This window comes from Stenotrophomonas sp. STEN013 (assembly GCF_056760355.1).
This window is the reverse complement of record NZ_JBRREO010000004.1, coordinates 216462-237984: the sequence shown is the minus strand read 5'-3', so window position 1 is coordinate 237984 and position 21523 is coordinate 216462. Positions and strand designations below refer to the sequence as shown.

General features: G+C 67.1%; 7 protein-coding genes and 1 riboswitch. Of the genes, 4 read left to right on the top strand and 3 right to left on the bottom strand.

Going from position 1 to position 21523, the window contains the following annotated elements; genetic code table 11:
• The first annotated feature begins 286 nt into the window (after positions 1-286).
• From ACVOMH_RS10750 to ACVOMH_RS10735, 4 genes are all read left to right on the top strand, one after another.
• Entirely contained in the window at positions 287-9877 is a 9591-nt protein-coding gene (locus ACVOMH_RS10750) for an SdrD B-like domain-containing protein (protein ID WP_481551952.1), read from the top strand.
• Positions 9874-13254: a hypothetical protein gene (locus ACVOMH_RS10745; protein WP_481551951.1), complete on the top strand. Its 3381-nt coding sequence runs from the start codon at positions 9874-9876 to the stop codon at positions 13252-13254. The genes ACVOMH_RS10750 and ACVOMH_RS10745 overlap by 4 nt, the downstream gene beginning before the upstream one ends.
• 10 nt (positions 13255-13264) lie before the next feature.
• Positions 13265-14290: an OmpA family protein gene (locus ACVOMH_RS10740; protein WP_481551950.1), complete on the top strand. Its 1026-nt coding sequence runs from the start codon at positions 13265-13267 to the stop codon at positions 14288-14290.
• A gap of 186 nt (positions 14291-14476) precedes the next feature.
• Positions 14477-17917 (top strand): hybrid sensor histidine kinase/response regulator, encoded by a 3441-nt coding sequence (locus tag ACVOMH_RS10735; RefSeq protein ID WP_481551949.1) that lies wholly within the window; start codon positions 14477-14479, stop codon positions 17915-17917.
• A gap of 28 nt (positions 17918-17945) precedes the next feature.
• On the opposite strand, the gene ACVOMH_RS10730 is transcribed toward ACVOMH_RS10735, so the two are convergent.
• The 3 genes from ACVOMH_RS10730 to acs all read right to left on the bottom strand — a co-directional run bounded on the left by ACVOMH_RS10730 (position 17946) and on the right by acs (position 21498).
• Positions 17946-18530 (bottom strand): manganese efflux pump MntP, encoded by a 585-nt coding sequence (locus ACVOMH_RS10730; protein WP_057505683.1) that lies wholly within the window; start codon positions 18528-18530, stop codon positions 17946-17948.
• A gap of 7 nt (positions 18531-18537) precedes the next feature.
• Positions 18538-18702, bottom strand: a riboswitch (yybP-ykoY riboswitch).
• A 58-nt stretch (positions 18703-18760) separates the two neighbouring features.
• Positions 18761-19426, bottom strand: a complete 666-nt coding sequence (locus ACVOMH_RS10725; protein ID WP_481551948.1) for a response regulator transcription factor — start codon at positions 19424-19426, stop codon at positions 18761-18763.
• A 128-nt stretch (positions 19427-19554) separates the two neighbouring features.
• Complete coding sequence (gene acs, locus ACVOMH_RS10720; RefSeq protein ID WP_054658385.1) at positions 19555-21498, bottom strand: acetate--CoA ligase; 1944 nt, start codon at positions 21496-21498, stop codon at positions 19555-19557.
• Positions 21499-21523 lie beyond the last annotated feature (25 nt).

Below are 21523 nucleotides of genomic sequence, written 5' to 3'. Positions count from 1 at the left end.
TTCATTTTCACGTGTCGGTATTCATGAAAATCATCGTGAAATCAATGGGATGTTAAGAAATAGGAAAAGCGGGCGGGTTCACCTCGAGAGCAAGTGAGAGTTTCTGCAAGAAAAAGGCACTGCATCTGGCCGTGCCCGCCGTAAGAATCCGCGCCGACCCAGCATCCGACGGGTGCTGACTGCGGATCCGTTTTGGGGCGGATTCCCACTACACGAATTCAACAACTCACGGGCTGCCCATCAGCGGGGCGGCCCGAGAGCGCAGCGTTTGCAAGAGGTTTGCCCGGTGAACAACCAGTTCGAGCAGGATATGGCCGCACACAACTCCGATGCAGTGACGGCCCCGGTGCATGATGCCCGGGCCATCTGGAAGCAGTTGCGACGCCGGCTCAACGCAGTGCTGCCAGCACTGCGGCGGCGCAATGCGGCCGTGCTGACCACCCTGCTTGCCATGCCGTTCTCGGCACTGGCGGTGGACCTGCAGGTGAGCGAGTTCTCGGACACCGGCTTTGACCCCAGCCCGGTGGGCACGGTTGTCAATTACACGGTCAGTGTGACCAACGGCGCCACCGGCGCTGCCGCCGGTACGGTCACCCTGTTCGACATGCCGGCCGGTGCTGCGCTGGCGTCCAGTGCGCCGCCGTTCTGCACCTCCGAACCGGGCAGCAACGGCGGCACCCGCGTGACCTGCCTCAACCCGGCGTCAATGAGCGCACTGGATGCACCGCATGACTTCATCCTGCCGGTGACCACTCTGGGGCGTCCGGTAGCGGGAATGACGGTGCACGCGGCCGTTGGCTATGCGGCCAACGCGCCGGCGGCCACCACGCCACTCAGCGGATTGTCTGAGGGTGACGCCTTCTTCGGTGTCGGCACCGACAAGGACACCAACCAGGCCAACAACGTGCTCAGCCAGAGCACCACGCTGACCGAAGCCACCGACTTGGCACTGGACAAGACCGCTACGCCCGACCCGGTGGTCGGTGGCGGTGAGGTGACCTACACCCTGAGCGTGACCAACCACGGTCCATCGGCGGCAACCGGGTTCAAGGTGACCGACAGCCTGGACAGCAACACCAGCTTCGTGGCCGGCTCGGCCGCTGGCGCCGGCTGGGTTTTTGACGGCGCCAACGGTACCTACAACGGCATCTTGGCCGTGGGGGCCTCGGCCACTTACACCTTCAAGGCCAAGGCCAATGTCGGCAGTGGCACGGTGACCAATGGCGCGGTGGTTGCCACCGGTGCAGGCAAGTATCCGGACAACAACCCGGACAACAACAGCGACACGGTGACCACCAATGTCACCACCGGTGCCGACCTGACCCTGACCAAGACCGCTGCCCCGCTACCGGCGATTGCCGGTGAGGCGGTCACCTTCACCCTGACCGCGCGCAACATGGGCCCCAGTGCCGCCAGCAATGTGCAGGTGACCGACACGCTGCCGGCAGGTTTTGCATTTGTCAGTGCCACCCCCGGCAAGGGCAGCTGCACCGGCGGCACGACGGTGAACTGCACCCTTGGCAGCATGGCCAAGGATGAGCAGCAGGTCATCACCATCGTGGCGACGGTGCCGCTGGATGCCAGCGGCAAGGTCACCAATACCGCCACCATCAGCAGTGATACCCCGGACCCGTTCGACCAGGGCAAGGACAACCAGGGTTCGGCCACCTTCGACGTGCTGGCCGACGGCGCCGACCTGAGCATCGGCAAGAGCAAGACCAAGGAACGGGTGCCGGTGTGGAAGCCGGGCCAGCCGCTGGCCGACAGCATCTGGACCTCGGACATCACAGTGACCAACGGTGGACCGCGGGCGGTGAGCGGCGATTTGCAGGTGGTGGAAACCTTGGCCGTTGGCGAAAAGTGGGTGGATGCAGCCGGCAACGAGCTGCTGCCGGGCATCCCGGTGACCGTCGGCAACTGGCAGTGTTCGGTCGATTCGGCCTATACGGCCGGCAGCCAGCAGGTGGTGACCTGCGACATGGTCAGCGGCTATCCGGTGGCCAAGGACGCCACAGCCGGTTTGAGGCTTCACACCCTGCCGCTGGTGGTGGGTGAACTGCGCAACACCGTGTGTACGGGCGGGGCGGGCGGCAGCCTTCCGCCGCTGACTGCCGGCGGGGTCAATCGCGACCCGAACCTGGCCAACAACTGTACTGGTGCGGGCGCCACCGCCACCAATGGCTACGTTGACCTGAAAATCAGCAAGCGCACCAATGCCGCGGGCGATGCGGACAATATCGTCAACATCAACGATACCCATGTGGACTTCACCATCAGTGTCCACAGCTCGGACGACAGCGCCGCCACCGGTGGTGTGGTGATCAATGACACCCTGCCCGGCCATGCCGGTGGGAAGTTGGCCATTGTCAGCCAGAGCAACCCGGCCTGGAACTGCATCACCAATGGCGGCAGCTTCAGCTGTGCCTCGGGCACCACCTTGCTGCTGCCGAGCCTTGCCAACGCATTCACGGTCACCGTGCGAGCTCCCCGCCCGCTGGCCGACAGCCTGGGCCAGGCGGCCAGTGCCTGCACCGGCAATGTGGCCGGGCGCTTCTGCAACACCGCCGGCGTCGGTATTGACCTGAAGGTTGCCAGCGCCATCGGCACGACCAACACGACCGATGACCGCGCCAGCGACTGGTTTGCCGTTTACCCGGTGACCAATGTGGCCACCACCGGCAAGACCATCACCTCGGGCAACCCGGGCCGTGCGGGCGTGGAAACCACCTACGTCATCGGTTACCGCAACACCCAGGCGTCGACCGCGCCCGGTGTGGTGATGCGTGATGTGTTCACGCTGCCGGCCGACGATGCGGGGTTCGTGCTGATCTCGGCGCTCAGCTCCAAGCCTGGCAGCAGCTGTTCGGTGCTGACACCGCTGGCGACGGGCATCGTGGCGACCCCGGCAGCCGGCGGTATGTCCTATGCCAACACCTCGGCCTCACCCGCAACCCTGGCCATCACCTGTACGCCGGTCACGCTGGTGGGCGATGAAGCCCGCAACCTGACGATCAAGATCCGCCCGAATGTGGATGCGCTCAATACCGGGCGGACCTTCACCAACGTGGCGGACTTCTTCTTGGACCGTGATGGTGACGGCGTGGCCGACCCGGCCACCGGCACCGATGCCAACGGCATTCCGTTCAACCACAACACCAGCACCGCCGATGACAGCCAGAGCGCGAGCCTGGTATTCCAGGCCGGTCGAGTGGACCTGTCGGTTGAAAAGGAAGACAGGGGCTTTACCGGCGGCATTGACCCGCTCGGTTTTGACTCGCGCCCGGGTCAGAACGCCAACAACATCCTGAAGTACCGCATTGCGGTGCGTAATGCTGGCCCTTCGCTGGCCACCGGTACCTACATTGAGGACACCATCCAGGCCCCGGTGGGCGCGCAGATCCGGCTGCTGGGCAGCCAGGGAGGCAGCTTGACTGTGCCCAGCGGCCCGGTGGTGGACATCGGCGATGCCGGTGCACCGTGCCAGGTGATCAGTGGTGCCAACCCGACGGCGCTGGGCGGTGAGCAGACCCTGCGCTGCAGCATGCCCAATGCCGGTGTCGGCATCGCCGGCAGTGGCCAGATCGCGGTGAACCAGACCAGCTACCTGTACCTGGTGTATGAGTACCTGACCGCGCCGCCGGCCAGTGGTGCCACCATCGTCAACAAGGTCCAGACCGTTTCCAACGAGACCGAAACCGACAGCAGCAACAACAAGGCCGAGCAGACCACCTCGATCCGCACCCGCTCTGACCTGCAGGTGGTCAAGCTGATGACCACCAGTGCGCCGGACGCCGACCCGTCGGTGGCCATCACGGCCAACACCGAGGCTTTCCTGTTCCAGCCGCTGTGGTATGTGCTGGACATCACCAACCTGGGCCCGGGCCACAGCCGTTCGGTTGACCGCAATGGCAGCAGCCCGCTCAATGGCACCGGGACCGTGGTGACCGACGTGCTGGCCGCTGGCCTGGAGCTGATCGAGGGCGCACAGGTGACCTGGCGCAAGATCGACTCGCCGACGCCGAGCAATGACGGCGACCTGGCCGCTGCCGGTACCGGTACCTGTGCACAGGCCGGGCGTACCCTGACCTGCCAGCTCGGCGACCTTGCCCTGGACGGCAAGGCGCGTGTGCTGATTCCGGCACGCTGGGTGACCCTGCCGGCCAATGGCAAGGGCAGCAACAGCGTGACCCTGAAGACCGAGCAGGTCGACCCGACCCCGGGCAACGATGGCAGCACCGTCACCAACGACATCAAGGTGTCCTCGCTGGCCGGGCGCGTGTTCGAGGACAGTGACCGTGCGGGCGGCAACGGCGGCATTTTCCAGGGCGCGGAAACCGGCTTGTCCGGGGTCACCGTGACCCTGAGCGGCAATGACCAGTGGGGCAACCCGGTCAGCAAGACCGCCACCACCGACAGTGCGGGCAACTACAAGTTCATCGACCTTCCGCCATCCGCTGTCGACGGGTACACCATTACCCAGACCCAGCCGGCCAGCCACAGCAACGGCCCGGTCGCCCCGCCGACCAGTGGGGCCAATGCGCCCAGCGAAGGCGGCGACTACGCCCGTGGAGGGGGCTCGGCCGATTCCAGCTACAGCGCAATCGTGCTGGGCGGCGGCGTGGACGCGGTGCGTTACGACTTCCCTGAAGTGCGCCGTCCCAGCCTGTCCGGTGTGGTGTATGTCGATGTCAACTTCAATGACACCTACACCAGTGGCACCGATACGCCGATTGCCGGCGCCACCGTGGAGCTGCTCAACGCCGCCGACGGCAGTGTGATCGCCACCGGCATCACCGATGCCACCGGCAACTACCGCTTCAACGATCTGGATCCGGAAATCACCTACACGCTGCGTGAGGTACTGCCGACCGGTGGCTACCGCAACCGTCCCAGTGCGATCAACCCGGGCACCATCAACGGTCAGGCCTGTGCGGCAGGTGGCTGTGTGGCCGGCAGCGGGGTAGGCGGTGATGCCGTCAGCACCGACCGCATCAGCAACATTGACCTGTCCGCCGGCTTTGATGGCATCAACTTCAATTTCGGTGAGGACGCGGTGACCTCGATCAGCGGCACCGTCTACCTGGACCGCAATGACAACGGCAGCCTGGACAACGGCGCCGGTGATGTCGGCATTGCCGGGGTCACCATCAATCTGGAGGATGGCAACGGCACGGTCATCGCCACCACCACCACCGCTACCGATGGCAGCTACAGCTTTGCCGAGCTGGTGGTCGGCAAGAATTACATCGTGGTGGAAGTGCAGCCGTCCGGGTATGCCAACGGGCAGGAAAATCCAGGCAACCGGATCACCATCAACAACCTGCCGCTGGCTGGCTCGTCGGGCAACAACTTCGGCGAACGTCTGGGCAGCCTGGCCGGCTTCGTGTTCGAGGATTTCTCGGCCATCGCCGCCAACAACAACAACGGTCTGTTTGAAAACAGCGAGCAGCCGATCCAGGGCGTGGTCCTGACCCTGACCGGTACCGACCTCAACGGCAACCCGGTCAACAAGACCGCCACCACCGTGGCCGATGGCAGCTACCGCTTCGATGACCTGATGCCGGCCGATGCCCAAGGCTACGTGCTGACCGAAACCCAGCCGGGTGCTTACCTGGATGGCAAGCACACCGCCGGCAATGGCGTGGTGCCGGGCAGCAACGCCGTGGCCAACGTCATCAGCGGCATCAGCCTCGGTGCCGGCCAGCAGGCCACCGGCTACCTGTTCGGTGAACTGGCCAATGCCGTGATCAGCGGTACGGTTTACCTGGACCGCAATGACGATGGCGACCAGCAGGCCGGCAGCGAGCCGGGTATCGGCGGGGTGACCATCACCATTGAAGGTGCCGGCCCGGATGGCGTGTTCGGCACCGCCGATGACACCACCGCCACCGTCACCACCGATGCCAATGGCAACTACAGCTATGGCGGCGCGGTGGCTGGCCAGGATTACCGCATCACTGAAACCCAGCCGGCCGGTCTGGCCGATGGCCAGGAAAACAGCGGCAACCTGATCAGCATCACCAACCTGCCCAGCACCGGTTCGACCGACAACAACTTCGGCGAGCTGGCCGCGTCGCTGGCTGGCATGGTTTACCTGGACAGCAACAACAACGGTGTGCGTGATGCCGGCGAGCCGGCGCTGCCGGGCGTGCAGGTCAGCCTGCCTGCCGGCACCGTGGATGCGCTGGGCAATACGCTGACCAGTGCAACCACGGCCGCCGATGGCAGCTACCGCTTCGATGACCTGCAGGCCGGCAACTACACGCTGACCCAGCAGGCCGCGCAGCCGGTCTACAACGGCACCACCACCCTCAACGGCGTGACCACCGCCGGCAGCATCGACGGCCTGACCGTCGGTACCGCCACGGCAGTCAGCACCGTGCCCAGCAGCATCAGCGGCATCGTGCTGCCGGCTGGCAAGGCCTCGCTGGGCAATGACTTTGCCGAGATCCTGCCGGTGGCCGCGTCGGGCACCGTGTTCTTTGACGTCAACAACGACGGCACGATGGCCGGCGTGGCCGAAACCGGCATTGGCGGTGTGGAAATCACCCTGACCGGTACCGATGACCTGGGGCAGGCCGTCAGCCTGAGCACCACCACGGCCGCTGACGGCACCTTCCGTTTCGAGGGCCTGCGTCCGGGCAGCTACACCCTGACCGAACCGACCCAGCCGGCCGGCACCGCCAACGGCATCACCACCGCCGGTACCGTGGACGGCACCCGCAGTGGCACCGCCACCCCGGTGACCACCACCCCCAGCGCGATTGCCACCATTGACCTGAGTGTTCCGGGCAGTGCCTCGGTGGACAACCTGTTCGGCGAGCTGCCGACCAACAGCGGCGTCACTGGCAAGGTCTGGGAAGACCGCAACAACGATGGCGTGGTGGATCCGGGCGAGAAGGGCCTGCCGGGTGTGGAAATGGTGCTGACCGGTACCGACATCAATGGCGAGCCGGTCACCCCGGTCACCGTGGTGACCGATGCCAATGGCGAGTACAGCTTCAGCAACCTGCCGCCGGGCACCTATACGGTGACCGAGAGCAGGCAGCCGGAAGGCACTGCCGACGGCCAGACCGTGCCGGGCACCACCGGTGGCGCCGGCTCGACCGCCGGCAGCGCCACCGACGCCAACCCGTCGACCATCACCACGATCACCGTGGGGGTGGGCGAGGTTTCGCAGAACAACAACTTCGGCGAGATTCCGGTTGGTGCGATCAGCGGCAAGGTCTACAACGACAGCAACGACAACGGCATCGCCGAGAACGACGAGGGCGGTATTGCCACTGTGGTGATCGAGCTGGTGGGCACCGATGACCTGGGCAACCCGGTCAAGCTGAGCACCACCACCGATGCCGACGGCAACTACCGTTTCGACGGCCTGCGTCCGGGCACCTATGAGGTGATCGAGCCGAACCAGCCGCCGGAAACCCTCAACGGCATCACCACCGCCGGCACCATCGACGGCACCAGCGTGGGTGTGGCCACCGGCAAGGAAACCACCCCGTCCAAGATCGGCCAGCTCGTTTTGCCCATCGGCGGCGATTCGGTCAACAACAACTTCGGCGAGATCGGTGATTCGCCGGACATGCGGGTGAGCAAGTCGTCCAGCACGGTGAAGTTCACCGTCAACAATGTGGCGACCTACACCATCCGTGTCCGCAACGGCGGGCAGAAGCCGTCCTTTGGCGAGTACGTGGTCAAGGATCGCCTGCCGGTGGGCCTGACCCTGGCCGACGTACCGGCCGGCAACGGCTGGACGTGTTCCGGTGCGGTGGGCGATACGCGTTTTGAATGCCGCAGCGCGGAAGTGGTCAACGCCGGTGCCACCTCGCTGTCGGAGATCACCGTCAAGGTGAACGTCAACGCCGAGGCGGCCAAGGCCGGCACCGTCAACAATGCGGTGCTGATCGAAGGTGGCGGCGAGAACGAGTTCCGTACCCCGACCCCTACCGAGCGCAGCACCTTCGAAGGCGATATCAACGGCCTGCCGGTCTGCGATGCGACGATCACCCAGAACGCCTGCCGGGTGCCCAACGAAGTGCAGCTTGCGGCCTCGGTCGGCGGCACGGTGTGGTTCGACATCGGCAATGACGATGCGCTGCTCGATGGCGGCGACGACCGACTGCATTCGTGGATCGTGGAACTGGTCGACCCGGCGACGGGTGCGGTGACCCGGACCACCACCACGGCGGCCGACGGCAGCTACCACTTCGGTGATGTGGTGCCGGGCGTGACCTGGCACATCCAGTTCCGCGACCCGAGCTCGGGCGTGATCTGGGCCTGGCCGGTCAGCCAGGAAAATACCGCCGGCCACGGTGTCAGCTGCGATGTGGACAGCGCCCTGGCCAATGGCCATGCCAGTACCTGCCGCACCAGCGACAACGGCAGCAGCCAGCTGCAGGTCGTGCTCAAGCCGGGCGAACACCTACCGCAGCAGAGCCTGCCGGTGGATCCGTCGGGTGTGGTGTATGACGCCACCACCCGCGATCCGGTGCCCGGTTCGATCGTCACCCTGACCCCGGTGGGCGTGTGCAACGGCTACGACCCGCTGAGCGCGGTGCTCAACGCCGCCGCCGGTGGTTACACGGTGGAAGGCAATGCGATCTCGATGACGGTCGGCAGCAACGGCTATTACCAGTTCGTGTTCGGTCCGGCCGCGCCGGCGCGTTGCGAATTCCGCCTGACGGTGACCCCGCCGGGTGGCTACCAGTTCGTGTCGTCGATGATTCCGCCGCAGGACGGCTCCTTGTCGCCGCCGGGTGCGCAGGGCAGCAACCACCTGGTGCAGCCGCAGGCCACCGCGCCGACCGGTGCGGTCGGCACGGCCACGCAGTACTGGTTGACCCTGTTCTCCGGTTCGGCCACGGCCGGCATCATCCACAACCACATCCCGCTGGATACGGCCGAAGCCACCGGCCTGGTGATCACCAAGACCGGTGACCGCCAGACCGCCGAGATCGGTGACACCGTGCAGTACACCATCACCGTGCGGCAGACCGCCGGCAGTGCGCTGCAAACGGTGAACATCGTCGACACGCTGCCGCGCGGCTTCACCTACATCGAGGGCACCGGCCGCGTCGGTGGCCGTGCGGTGGCCGATCCGCTGGGTCGTCCGGGCCCGCGTCTGGGCTTCGACCTGGGCGGCATCGACGTCGGTGGCCAGCTGGTGCTGACCTACCGTGTCCGTGTCGGGGTGGGTGCGCAGCAGGGCGATGGCGTCAACCGCGCGCAGGCCCATGGCTGTTCCATCGCCGGCGGCTGTATCGATCCGGTCGGGCTGACGCCGCTGCCGGGTTCGATCCCGTCCAACCGTGCCGAGTACCGCGTGCGTGTCACCGGTGGCGTGTTCACCGAGGAAGCCTGTGTGCTGGGCAAGGTGTTCGTGGACTGCAACAACAACCACGTGCAGGACGAAGAAGAGCTGGGTATCCCGGGCGTGCGCCTGTACTTCTCCAACGGCACCTGGATGGTTTCCGATTCCGAGGGCAAGTACAGCTACTGCGGCCTGCCGCCGCAGAGCCACACCCTGAAGGTGGATCCGTCCACCCTGCCGGTGGGCTCGCGCCTGACCACCAGCTCCAACCGCAACCTCGGCGATGCCGACAGCCTGTTCCTGGACCTGAAGAACGGCGAGCTGCACCGTGCCGACTTCGTTGAGGGCAGCTGCTCCAACCCGCTGCTGGAACAGGTCAAGGCCCGCCGCACCCAGGGTGAGGTGCGCGCGCCGGAGACTGAAGCCGGGCAGTCGCCGCTGCGCTTTGACAGCAAGCCCGCCCGTGCGCCGCAACAGGCCACGGACTCGGCCAACCAGAGACCGATCGTGCAACCCCGACCCAACCCGCCCCCGGCGGCCGCCGCGCAGGAGGTGCAGCCATGAGCCGCGCCCTGCGCAAGACCCCGCGCCTGAGCCTGCTGGCCTGCGCACTGGCAACGGCGGCTGCGCCGGCGCTGGCCCAGAACGTGGGCAGCAGCACCCGCTTCACCCCGGTGCTGGGTGATGCCACCACGCTGTATCCGCGTTCGCTGGTCACCACCGACACGCCGCCGGAAGTGGTCGCGGCCCGTTCGGGCCAGGCCGACTACAGCCGCAATGCCGCTGTCGACCGGGTCTCGGTGGAAGTGGAGCGTGACGGTGTGCCGGCCGATGGCCAGACCCCGGTGCACATCACCGTGCGGTTGCTCGGTGCCGACGACAAGCCGCTGGCCGGCAAGGCGTTCGCCACCATCGAGCACAGCGGTGGCCGCATCCGTCTGCCGGGTTCGCGCACCGACGAGTTCGGTCCGGGCGCGACCGACGCCGACAAGGTGATGCCGGGCATCCAGCTCGAGGTGGAAAACGGCGTGGCCGAGTTCGACCTGATCGCCCCGCACGATCCGCAGGACGTGCTGCTGCGCATCACCGCCGGCGGCCAGACCGCCGAAGGCACGCTCGGCTTCCTGCCGGAAATGCGCGAGCTGCTGGCCACCGGCCTGATCGAAGGCATCGTCAATTTCCGCAACAAAACCAACGCCAGCCTGATCTCGCCGGTCCAGCACCACGATGCGTTCGACCGCGACATCCGCCGCTGGGAAAAGCAGTTCAACAACGGCAAGGCCAACGCCAGTGCGCGCACCGCGTTCTTCGTCAAGGGCCAGATCAAGGGCGAGTACCTGCTCACCGCCGCCTACGACTCGGACAAGGACGTGCGCGGCCGGCTGCTGCGCGACATCCAGCCGGAGGAGTTCTATCCGGTCTACGGCGACTCCTCGCTGCGCGGCTTCGATGCGCGCTCGGCCGAACGCCTGTACGTGCGTATCGACAACAAGCGCAGCTACCTGCTGTACGGCGACTTCCAGACCGGCGACACGCTGGCCACGGTCACCGGCGTGGGCGGCAGCGGGCCAATCCCGCAGCGCAGCCTGAGCACCTATAACCGCACCGCCACCGGCCTGGGCTGGCATTTCGAAAGCGAGCGCGTGCGTAGCAACGTGTTCGCCATCGAAGATTCGCTGCGCCAGATCATCGAGGAGTTCCGCAGCCAGGGCAGTGGCCCCTATGCGCTGCGCAACAACGCGGTGCTGGAAGGCAGCGAGCGCGTGGAAATGATCGTGCGCGACCGCAACCAGCCCACCCGCATCGTTTCGGTCAAGCCGCTGGCGCGGCTGGTGGATTACAGCTTCGAGCCGTTCTCCGGGCGCATCCTGCTCAACCAGTTCCTGCCGTCCTTCGACAGTGACCTCAACCCGGTCTCGCTGCGCATCACCTATGAACTCGATCAGCAGACCGAGAAGTTCTGGGTGGTCGGGGCCGATGGCCAGTACAAGCTGACCGACAAGCTGGAAGTGGGCGCCTCTGCGGTGGAAGATCGCAACCCGTATGCCGCCTTCAAGATGGGCAGCGTCAACGCCGGTTACCGTTTCGGTGAGAACACCGCGCTGGTGGCCGAGTTCGCCCGCACCCGGAGCGAGGTCAACACCAACTCGCTCAACCAGGTGACCTCGCAGGGCCTGAAGGACGTGGTGGGCGAAGTCGAAGGCGATGCCTGGCGCGTCGAGTTCGCCCACGACGGCGCCAGGTTCGACGCGCGCCTGTTCGGTGCGCGCACCGACCCGGCGTTCAACAACCCGGCCTCGCCGCTGTACGGCGGCCGTGGCGAATACAGCGGCCGCATGTCCTATGCCGTGGGTCCGCGCCTGGAGCTGTACGTGGAAGCCCTGCGCAGCGAAGACCGCAATCCCGACGGCGGCAAACGTGATGCCGGCGGCGCCGGCGTGCGCATCGGTGCCACCGAACGGCTGACCGTGGACGTCGGCCTGCGCAGCATCCGCGAGACCATCGGCGTGACCTCGCCGTGGTCCTCGGGCGCACCGTTCGGGCAGATGGGCGGCCTGACCGGCGGCTTCGCTACCGGTTCCGGTGGCGGTGCACTGGGCTACGGCCAGCAGGCACTGGATCCTGCTACCGGCCTGATGGTGATCAACGGCTCCTCCAGCGGCAGCCCGATCACCAGCGACCTGCCGGTCGGCACCGAGCTGGAATCGGACAGCGCCCGCCTCGGCCTGGGCTACCGTTTCAATGACCGCTTCAGCGGTGGGGCGGAAGTGGAGCAGAGCGTCAGTGGCGAGGACCGTAAACGCGTTGCCGCTGGCGTGGACTACCAGCTGTTCGAGCGCAGCCGCCTGTATGGCCGCTACGAGAAGCAGACCGGCCTGACCAGCGCCTATGGCATCACCACCACCGACCGCGAGGCCGATGCGCTGGTGTTCGGTATCGACAGCAGCTACCTCCGCGACACTCAGGCGTTCTCCGAGTACCGCCTGCGGGATGCGGTCAGTGGCCGCGACGTGCAGGCCGCCTCGGGCATCCGCAACAACTGGGATATCGCCCAGGGCCTGCGCCTGAGCAGCTCGATCGAGCGCGTCAACGTGGTGGCCGGTGATACCGGCGACAGCACCGGCCTGGCGCTGGCGCTGGACTACAGCGCCAATCCGCTGTGGCGCGGTGCGATCCGTGCCGAGCACCGCATCTCCGAGGATGTGCCCGGCACCGTGGACAGCAACGAGGCGTTCACGACCTCGCTGCTGCAGTTCATGCTCGCGCGCAAGCTCAGCCGCGACTGGACCCTGCTCGGCCGCAACTACCTGCTGGCGACCAACTACGAGGAACGCGGCGATGTGCTGCAGGACCGCTTCCAGCTGGGCCTGGCCTACCGCGACACCGACCGCAACCGGGTCAATGCGCTGATGCGCTACGAGTACAAGCTCGAGCGTGATGAAAGCGGCTTGACCCTGCTCGACGGCGACGTGGTCAATGGCACCAGCCAGGATGTGCGCACGCGAGCGCATATCGTCTCCACCCATGCCGACTGGCACCCGTCGCGGCCGTGGTGGCTGACCGGGCGCATCGCCGGCAAGTGGCAGCGCGACCAGTTCGCCTATGGCGACGGCAGCCGCGTCAACAGCAGCTTCAACGCGGTGCTGGTATCCGGTCGCATCGTCTACGACATCACCGAGAACTGGGATATCGGTGTGCTCGGCTCGACCTTCCGTGGCCAGCAGGGTGCCAACCAGTACGCCTACGGCATGGAAGTGGGCCGCCTGCTGCGGCAGAACCTGTGGCTGTCGGCCGGTTACAACTGGACCGGCTTTGCGGGCGATCGCGATCTCAATGGCTACGAGTACACGCAGCAGGGCCTGTTCCTGCGTCTGCGCTTCAAGTTCGACGAAGACCTTTTCCGTCGGGACCCGGTCCGCTACCGCGATCCGACCCGCTGAGGACGACACCATGACCCTTATGCACATCAACAACCGTTCGTTCCGCACGCTGCTGGCCGGTGCTGTCCTGGCTGCCGTCAGCGGTGTCGCCGGCGCCCAGCAGACCCAGCTCAACCCGCAGGCCAGGCGCATCAGCGACGAGGCGATCCATGCCGACCTGGCGTCCTACGAGGCCACGCAGGGCCGCATCCAGGCGCTCAACGACGGCGGTCGCCCGATCCGCGACTACCACCTGTCCAAGGCGCAGTGCTGGCTGGACGTGTCCTTCCACGAATACACCCGCAACGACCGCAGCGCGTTCCCGCAGGAAGCGCTGACCGAGTCGGAGAAGCTGATCGTGGACATGGAGAACGGGGTTTCACCGATCCCCACCGACACCGCCCTGGTCAACGACGCCAAGTACCTGCGCGCCGACCTGTGGCAGCGGCTGAAGGTCATCCACGGTACGCCGGGCTTTGCCTGCGCCGCGCAGAAGGTGGCCTGCGGCGAGGTCGAGCTGGTGCACGCCGGCAACGAGTTCAACCAGCAGCAGTGGCGCCACTCCAAGCCCTACATCCAGATCGCCGAGGACCTGGTCAACGAGGCCGAGGCCGCCGCGCGCCTGTGCGGTGTCGATCCGGGCGGCCCGGTCGCAGGTCCGGCCCCGGTAATGGGCCCGCTGATCGCCAATGTCGTGTTCGAGTTCGACCGTGACCAGTACCGCGACATCCGCACCTACTCGCTGGAAAGCGTGGACCGTGCGCTGGCCACCATCGAGAGCGAGAAGCGCGAGTTGGCCGGGGTGACCCTGGTCGGGCATGCCGACCGCATGCAGGGCCGCGGCTTCGACTACAACCAGGGCCTGTCGCAGCGGCGGGCGCAGACCGTGCGCGAGCTGCTGATTGGCCGTGGTATCGATCCGGCCCGGATCAGCTACGAGTACCGCGGCGACACCCAGCAGGTGCAGCAGTGCGACGGCGTGAAGCCGCGTGCGGCCTTGCTGGAATGCCTGCTGCCCAACCGCCGCGTGGAAGTGCAGTTCCAGCTGGCGCAGTAATTCCGCGCCCGCGGTTCCCCCCCAACGCCCCGGTCCTGCCGGGGCGTTGGCGTTTGCGGGCGCGCATTGGTCTTGCAGGAAGTACCGCTGCCGGCGTGTGCGTCGCCTCGATTCAGCAGCGGGGCAGGGACGTGGCGGCCGGCGGAATGGCTACACTGGGCGCGCTCCGTCGCACGGGAAGTGTTCTTGGTCTCCAGCTGGATCCTGCTACTGGTCTCACTCGGCTATGCCGCGCTGCTGTTCGGCGTGGCCTGGTGGGGTGACCGCCGTCCGCTGTACCCGGACCGGCCGTGGCTGCGGCCGGTGGTCTACAGCCTGGCGCTGGCGGTGTACTGCTCGTCGTGGACCTTCTACGGCGGCGTCGGCAGCGCGGTGCGCTACGGCGTGGGCTACCTGCCGATCTATCTGGGTCCGCTGCTGATGCTGATCTTCGGCTGGCGCATCATCGAGCGGCTGGCGCTGATCGCGCGCAGCGAGAACGTGGTCTCCATCGCCGACTTCATCTCCTCACGTTTCGGCCGCTCGCGGCGGTTGGCGGCGCTGGTGGCGCTGATCGCGCTGGTCGGCGTGGTGCCGTATCTGGCGCTGCAGTACAAGGCGGTGGCGATGAGCCTGCAGGTGCTGACCGGCAATGCCGCCGGCAGCGGTGTGTTCACCGATCCGGCGCTGTATGTGGCCCTGCTGATGGCGCTGTTCGCGATCCTGTTCGGCACCCGCCAGGTCGATGCCACCGAGCACCACTACGGGATGATGCTGGCGATCGCGCTGGAATCGATGATCAAGCTGCTGGCGATCGTGGCGGTGGGCGTGTTCGCCTATGTCTGGCTGGCCGACCGTGGCGATTCGGTGGTGCGTTCGGCCCGCGCCCTGTTCGAGGGCATGCCACCGGTGGGTTTCGTCTCGCAGACCCTGCTCAGCTTCCTGGCGCTGATCTGCCTGCCGCGGCAGTTCCACGTGGCGGTGGTGGAATGCGCCGATGCCGGTGACGTGCGCCGCGCGCGCTGGATGTTCGGCGGCTATCTGGTGCTGATCTCGCTGATGATCGTGCCTATCGCCAGCGCCGGCGCGGCCCTGTTCGGCACCGGTCTGGCGTCCGATGACACCCTGGTGCTGGCGCTGCCGATGGCCGGCGGCAACACCGCGCTGGCGCTGGTGGCCTATGTCGGCGGCTTCTCCGCGGCCACCGGCATGGTCATCGTCTCCTCGATCGCGCTGGCGACGATGATCAGCAACGACCTGGTGATGCCGCTGCTGCTGCGGCGCAGTGGCGACCACCGCGAAGCGGCCAGCGTCGCCTCACGGGTGCTGTGGATCCGCCGCCTGGCGATCCTGCTGCTGGCGCTGGTGGCCTACGGCTATTACCGCGGCAGCAGCAACGACACCATGCTCGCCACTTACGGACTGATGGCGTTTGCGGCGGTGGCGCAGTTCGCCCCGGGCCTGATCGGCGGCCTGTACTGGCGCGGCGCCAGCCGGCGCGGCGTGGAAACCGGCATGGTGGCCGGCTTCTGCGTGTGGGTGTACACGCTGCTGGTGCCAGCGCTGGCGCAGGGCGGCTGGCTGGACCAGAGCCTGTTGCGGACCGGGCCGTTCGGCATCGACTGGCTGCGGCCGCAACAGCTGTTCGGGCTGGCCGGCTGGGATCCGCTGACCCACGGCACCTTCTGGTCGCTGCTGCTCAACACCGCCACGATGCTGCTGGTGTCGATGCGCTGGCGTCCGGATGTGGCCGAACGCCTGCGCGCGGCACCGTTCCTGGATCCTTACGCCAAGCGCCCGGTGGTGGCCGGCGATTGGCCGGCACACATCAAGGTACGCGATCTGCTGGCGCTGGCCACCCGGGTGATCGGCGACAACCGCGCCCGCCGTTCCTTCGCCGAACAGGCCCAGTCCCTGCGCCGCGAACTGCAGCCGGCCGCGGCCGCCGACCGCGTCTGGGTGCAGTTCACCGAACGCCTGCTGGCCGCGTCCATCGGTGCGGCCTCGGCGCGGTTGCTGCTGACCAGCCTGCTGCGTGGCTCGGGCATGGACCTGGGTGAGGTGGTGGCGGTGCTGGACGAGGCCGGCCAGGAGCTGCGTTTCAACCGCGAGATCCTCTCCACCACGCTGGAGAACATCAGCGGCGGGGTCAGCGTGGTCGATCCGGAGATGCGCCTGACCGCGTGGAACCGCCGTTACCAGCAGATGTTCGGCTACCCCGACGGCATGCTCTACGTCGGTCGTCCGGTGGCGGACCTGATCCGCTACAACGCCGAGCGCGGCGAGCTGGGCGAGGGCGATATCGAGATCCAGATCAACCGCCGTATCGGCTACATGCGCGCCGGCTCGCCGCATGTGTTCGAGCGCACCGGTGCCGACGGCAAGGTGATCGAGCTGCGTGGCCAGGCGCTGCCGGGCGGTGGCTATGTCACCAGCTACAACGACATCACCGATTTCAAGCAGGCCGAACAGGCGCTGCGGGAAGCCAACGAGACGCTGGAGCAGCGCGTGGCCGAGCGCTCGCGGGCGGCCGAGGCCGCGCAGCAGTCCAAGACCCGCTTCCTGGCCGCGATCAGCCACGACGTGCTGCAACCGCTGAACGCGGCGCGGCTGTTCGCCTCGGCGCTGCGCGACAGCCTGCATGAGAGCGACGAGCAGCGGCACCTGGCCGAGCGCGTGGACGCCTCGCTGCGCGCGGCCGAGGAGCTGCTCGACGGTCTGCTGGACGTGTCGCGGCTCGATGCCGGCGGCCTGCGCCCGACCCTCAGCGAGTTCGACGCCAGCGTGCTGGTGCGCGAGCTGGCCGCGCAGTACACGCCCATTGCCGCCGGGCGCGGCCTGCGCCTGCACGTGTTCGCGCGTCCGGCCTGGGTGCGCAGTGACCGCCGGCTGCTGCGGCGGGTGCTGCAGAATTTCATGGCCAATGCGCTGCGCTACACCCGCAGCGGCCGCATCGTGCTGGCGTTGCGGGTGCGCGGTGGGCAGGTGGAACTTCAGGTCTGGGATACCGGCCCGGGCATTCCCGAACACCACATGCAGCAGATCTTCACCGAGTTCCACCGTTACCAGCAGCCGTTCGACTGGGGCGAGCAGGGGCTGGGGCTGGGGTTGTCGATCTGCCAGCGCATCTCGCGCCTGCTCGACCACGCGCTCAACGCGCGCAGCCAGCCCGGTCACGGCAGCATGTTCTCCATCACCCTGCCGCGGGTGCCGACGCCGGCGGCACCGCCGCCGGTGCCACGGGCGTCCTCGGTATTCGGCAATGACGATTCGCTGGCCGGCATGCGCGTGCTGTGCGTGGACAACGACCAGGAGATCCTGGACGGCATGCGCGCGCTGCTGGGCCGCTGGAAGGTGCAGGTGATCGCCGCCAGCACCGTGGACATGGCGCTGCAGAAGCTGGCCGAACAACCCGATGTGATGCTGGTGGACTACCACCTGCATGACCGCCTGGATGGCCTGGATACGCTGGTGGCGCTGCGCGAGGCCGCCGGCCGGCCGCTGCCGGGCGCGCTGCTCACCGCCGACGGCCGCGACGAACTGAAGCGGCTGGCGCGCGAGCGCGGCTACCGGGTGCTGACCAAGCCGGTCAAGCCGGCCTCGCTGCGCGCCTTCCTCACCGCCCTGCACGAGCCGCGCCGCAAGTAGCCGGCGCGGATCGTTCCGCCCTGACGGCTCAGGCCGCGCCGCCCAGGTGCTGGTAGAGGATCGAGCTGCCGATCACGATCAGGATCACGCCGCCGATGATCTCGGCGCGTTTGCCGGCCAGTGCGCCCAGCACGCGGCCGAGCATGATGCCCAGCGTCACCATGGTCAGCGTGCACAGGCCGATCACCAGCGCGACCACGCCGATATGCACATCCAGGAACGCCAGACCCACGCCGATGGCCATCGCGTCGATGCTGGTGGCAAAGCCGGTGGCGGCCAGTGCCCAGAAACCGTGCCGCGCCTTGCCGCTTTCCGGGCTGCCGGCGTCCTCCCCGTCATCGGGTTTGAGCCCGGCCACGATCATGTGCACGCCGAGCACACCGAGCAGGCCGAACGCGATCCAGTGGTCGAAGGCTTCCACATACTGCGAGGCGGCGCGGCCGAGCAGCCAGCCGATGACCGGGGTGATGGCTTCGATCACGCCGAAGATCAGGCCGGCGCGCAAGGCATCGGGCAGGCGCGGTTTGCGCATCGCCGCACCTTTGCCGACCGCCGCGGCAAAGGCATCGGTGGACATGGCAAAGCCGATGAGAACAATCGAAAGAGGGGACATCTGGATTACCTGGTTGGGCGGACACGAACGACCCGCGTGGCGCCCAACCGTCGTTGCGCACGCAGGCCGCTGGTCTCGCCAACCGGATCTGGCTGCCCACGCCACGGCGCACTGGCCGAGTATGTTGACGTGGGCGCTTCCATTGCTGGAAGCAGGCTACTCCCCAAGGGAGCGCGGATTGTAGCAGCCCGGGGACCGGACCGGCTCTGTCAGGGCGTGTGCCGGACGCCTCAGTCCTCTTCCGGCGGCAGCACGATGCTGTCGTCGTCGATGGCCAGCTTGCCGGCCATCAGCACCGCCTGGGTGCGGTTGGTGACGCCGAGTTTGCGCAGGATCGCGGTGACATGGGCCTTGATGGTGGCTTCGGACACGCCCAGATCGTAGGCGATCTGCTTGTTCAGGCGGCCGACGCCGAGCATCTGCAACACCCGGAACTGCTGCGGGGTGAGCTCGCGCAGGCGCTGGCCGACCTCGCGCTCCTCGTTCGGCGTGGGCGGCACGTTGTACGCCTCGGCCGGCGCCCAGCGCTCGCCGTCCAGGATCGTGCCCAGCGCGTGGCCGATGGTGTCCGAGTCGGCGGATTTGGGAATGAAACCGAACGCGCCATGGTCCAGCGCGCGGCGCATCACCGTGGGCTCCTCGCGGGCGGATACCACCACGATCGGCAGCTGCGGATGCAACGCGCGCAGGTGCACCAGCGCGTTGAAGCCCTGCGCGCCGGGCATGTTCAGATCCATCAGCACCAGGTCGGCATCGGGATGCTGTTCGGCCAGCGCGTACAGCGCTTCCACGCTGTCGGCCTCCAGCAGCTGCACGCCGGCAATGATCCGTTGCACCGCGCCCTTGAGGGCTTCGCGGAACAGGGGATGGTCATCGGCGATCAGGAGGGTGGGCATGTAAGGTCCAATGCGGGGGAAGGGGGTGCGCCCTTCCGGTGGAACAGGATAACGGCAGGGCATACCGGTCCACGCCCTCCGCGCGGACCGGCAGCCGGCGCACCGCGGCGCGCCGGCGTGGTCGAACGTCACTTCACTTTGCGTTCTTCCACCAGCGAGGCCACGACCGAGGGATCGGCCAGGGTGGAGGTGTCGCCCAGCTGGTCCGGCGCGTTCTCGGCGATCTTGCGCAGGATGCGGCGCATGATCTTGCCCGAGCGGGTCTTGGGTAGACCCGGCGCCCATTGCAGGTGGTCCGGTGCGGCGATCGGGCCGATCTCCTTGCGCACCCACACCACCAGTTCCTTGAGCAGCTCCTCGGTCTGCGCCTCGCCCGCCACCAGGGTGACGTAGGCGTAGATGCCCTGGCCCTTGATGTCGTGCGGGAAACCGACCACGGCCGCTTCGGCCACCTTCGGATGGCTGACCAGCGCGCTTTCGACCTCGGCGGTGCCGATGCGGTGGCCGGAGACGTTGATCACGTCATCGACGCGGCCGGTGATCCAGTAGTAGCCGTCGGCGTCGCGACGGCAGCCGTCGCCGGTGAAGTAGCTGCCCGGGTAGGTGCGGAAGTAGGTGTCGATGAAGCGCTGGTGGTCGCCGTAGACGCTGCGCATCTGCCCCGGCCAGGAGTCGCGGATGATCAGGTTGCCTTCGGCCGCACCGTGCTGGATTTCGCCGTCGGCGTTGACCAGTGCCGGCTGCACGCCGAAGAACGGCAGCGTGGCCGAGCCCGGCTTCAGGTCGATCGCGCCGGGCAGCGGCGAGATCAGGATGCCGCCGGTCTCGGTCTGCCACCAGGTATCCACGATCGGGCAGCGCGCATCGCCCACCACCTCGTAGTACCAGCGCCAGGCTTCCGGATTGATCGGCTCGCCGACACTGCCGAGCAGGCGCAGGCTCTTGCGCGAGGTGCGCTTGACCGGTGCCTCGCCCTCGCGCATCAGCGCACGGATCGCCGTCGGCGCGGTGTAGAAGATGGTGACCTGGTGCTTGTCGATCACCTCCCAGAAACGCGAGGTGTCGGGGTAGTTCGGCACGCCTTCGAACATCACCGAGGTGGCGCCGTTGGCCAGCGGGCCGTAGACGATATAGCTGTGGCCGGTGACCCAGCCCACATCGGCGGTGCACCAGTAGATGTCGTCCTCGCGCAGGTCGAACACCGCTTCATGGGTGTAGGCCGCGTACAGCAGGTAGCCGGCGCTGGTGTGCAGCACGCCCTTGGGTTTGCCGGTGGAGCCGGAGGTGTAGAGGATGAACAGCGGATCTTCGGCGTTCATGCGCTCCGGTTCGCACACCGCCGGCTGGGTATCGACCACGTCGTGGAACCAGCGGTCGCGCGGGGCCTGCATGTCCACCGCCGCGCCGGTATGGCGCACCACCAGCACGGTTTCCACGGTGTGGGTGCCCGGCAGCTTCAGCGCGGCGTCGACGTTGGCTTTGAGCGGCACCTTCTTGCCACCGCGCAGGCCTTCATCGGCGGTGATGATCAGCTTGCTGCCGCAGTCACCGACGCGGTCGGCGATGGAGTTGGCGGCAAAGCCACCGAACACCACCGAGTGGATCGCACCGACGCGGGCGCAGGCCAGCATCGCCACGGCGGCATCGACGATCATCGGCAGGTAGATGGTGACGCGGTCGCCCTTCTTGATGCCCAGCGCACGCAGCGCGTTGCCCAGGCGGCACACGCGTTCGTACAGCTCGCGGTAGCTGACCTTCTGCGCCGGGCTGTCCGGGCTGTCGGGTTCGAACAGCAGCGCGGTCTTGTCGCCGCGGGTAGCCAGCTGCCGGTCCAGGCAGTTCACGCTGACGTTGAGTTCGCCGTCCTCGAACCACTTGATGCGGAAATCATCAAGCTGGTAGCTGACGTTCTTGATCTTGGTCGGCTTTACAAACCAGTCCAGGCGCTCGGCGGCCTTGGCCCAGAACACGTCGGGGTTTTCCACCGATTCGCGGTACAGCTGCTGGTACGTGTTCTTGTCGATCCGCGCCTTCGCGGCGAATGCGGGATCAACGGGATAAACATCAGTCATGGCAACCCTCACCTTTGCACTTGTA

Coding starts and splice junctions, on each gene's coding strand:
- ACVOMH_RS10745 (WP_481551951.1), top strand. CDS start 9,874: ATGAGCCGCGCCCTGCGCAAGACCCCGCGCCTGAGCCTGCTGGCCTGC.
- ACVOMH_RS10725 (WP_481551948.1), bottom strand. CDS start 19,426: ATGCCCACCCTCCTGATCGCCGATGACCATCCCCTGTTCCGCGAAGCC.
- acs (WP_054658385.1), bottom strand. CDS start 21,498: ATGACTGATGTTTATCCCGTTGATCCCGCATTCGCCGCGAAGGCGCGG.
- ACVOMH_RS10730 (WP_057505683.1), bottom strand. CDS start 18,530: ATGTCCCCTCTTTCGATTGTTCTCATCGGCTTTGCCATGTCCACCGAT.
- ACVOMH_RS10740 (WP_481551950.1), top strand. CDS start 13,265: ATGACCCTTATGCACATCAACAACCGTTCGTTCCGCACGCTGCTGGCC.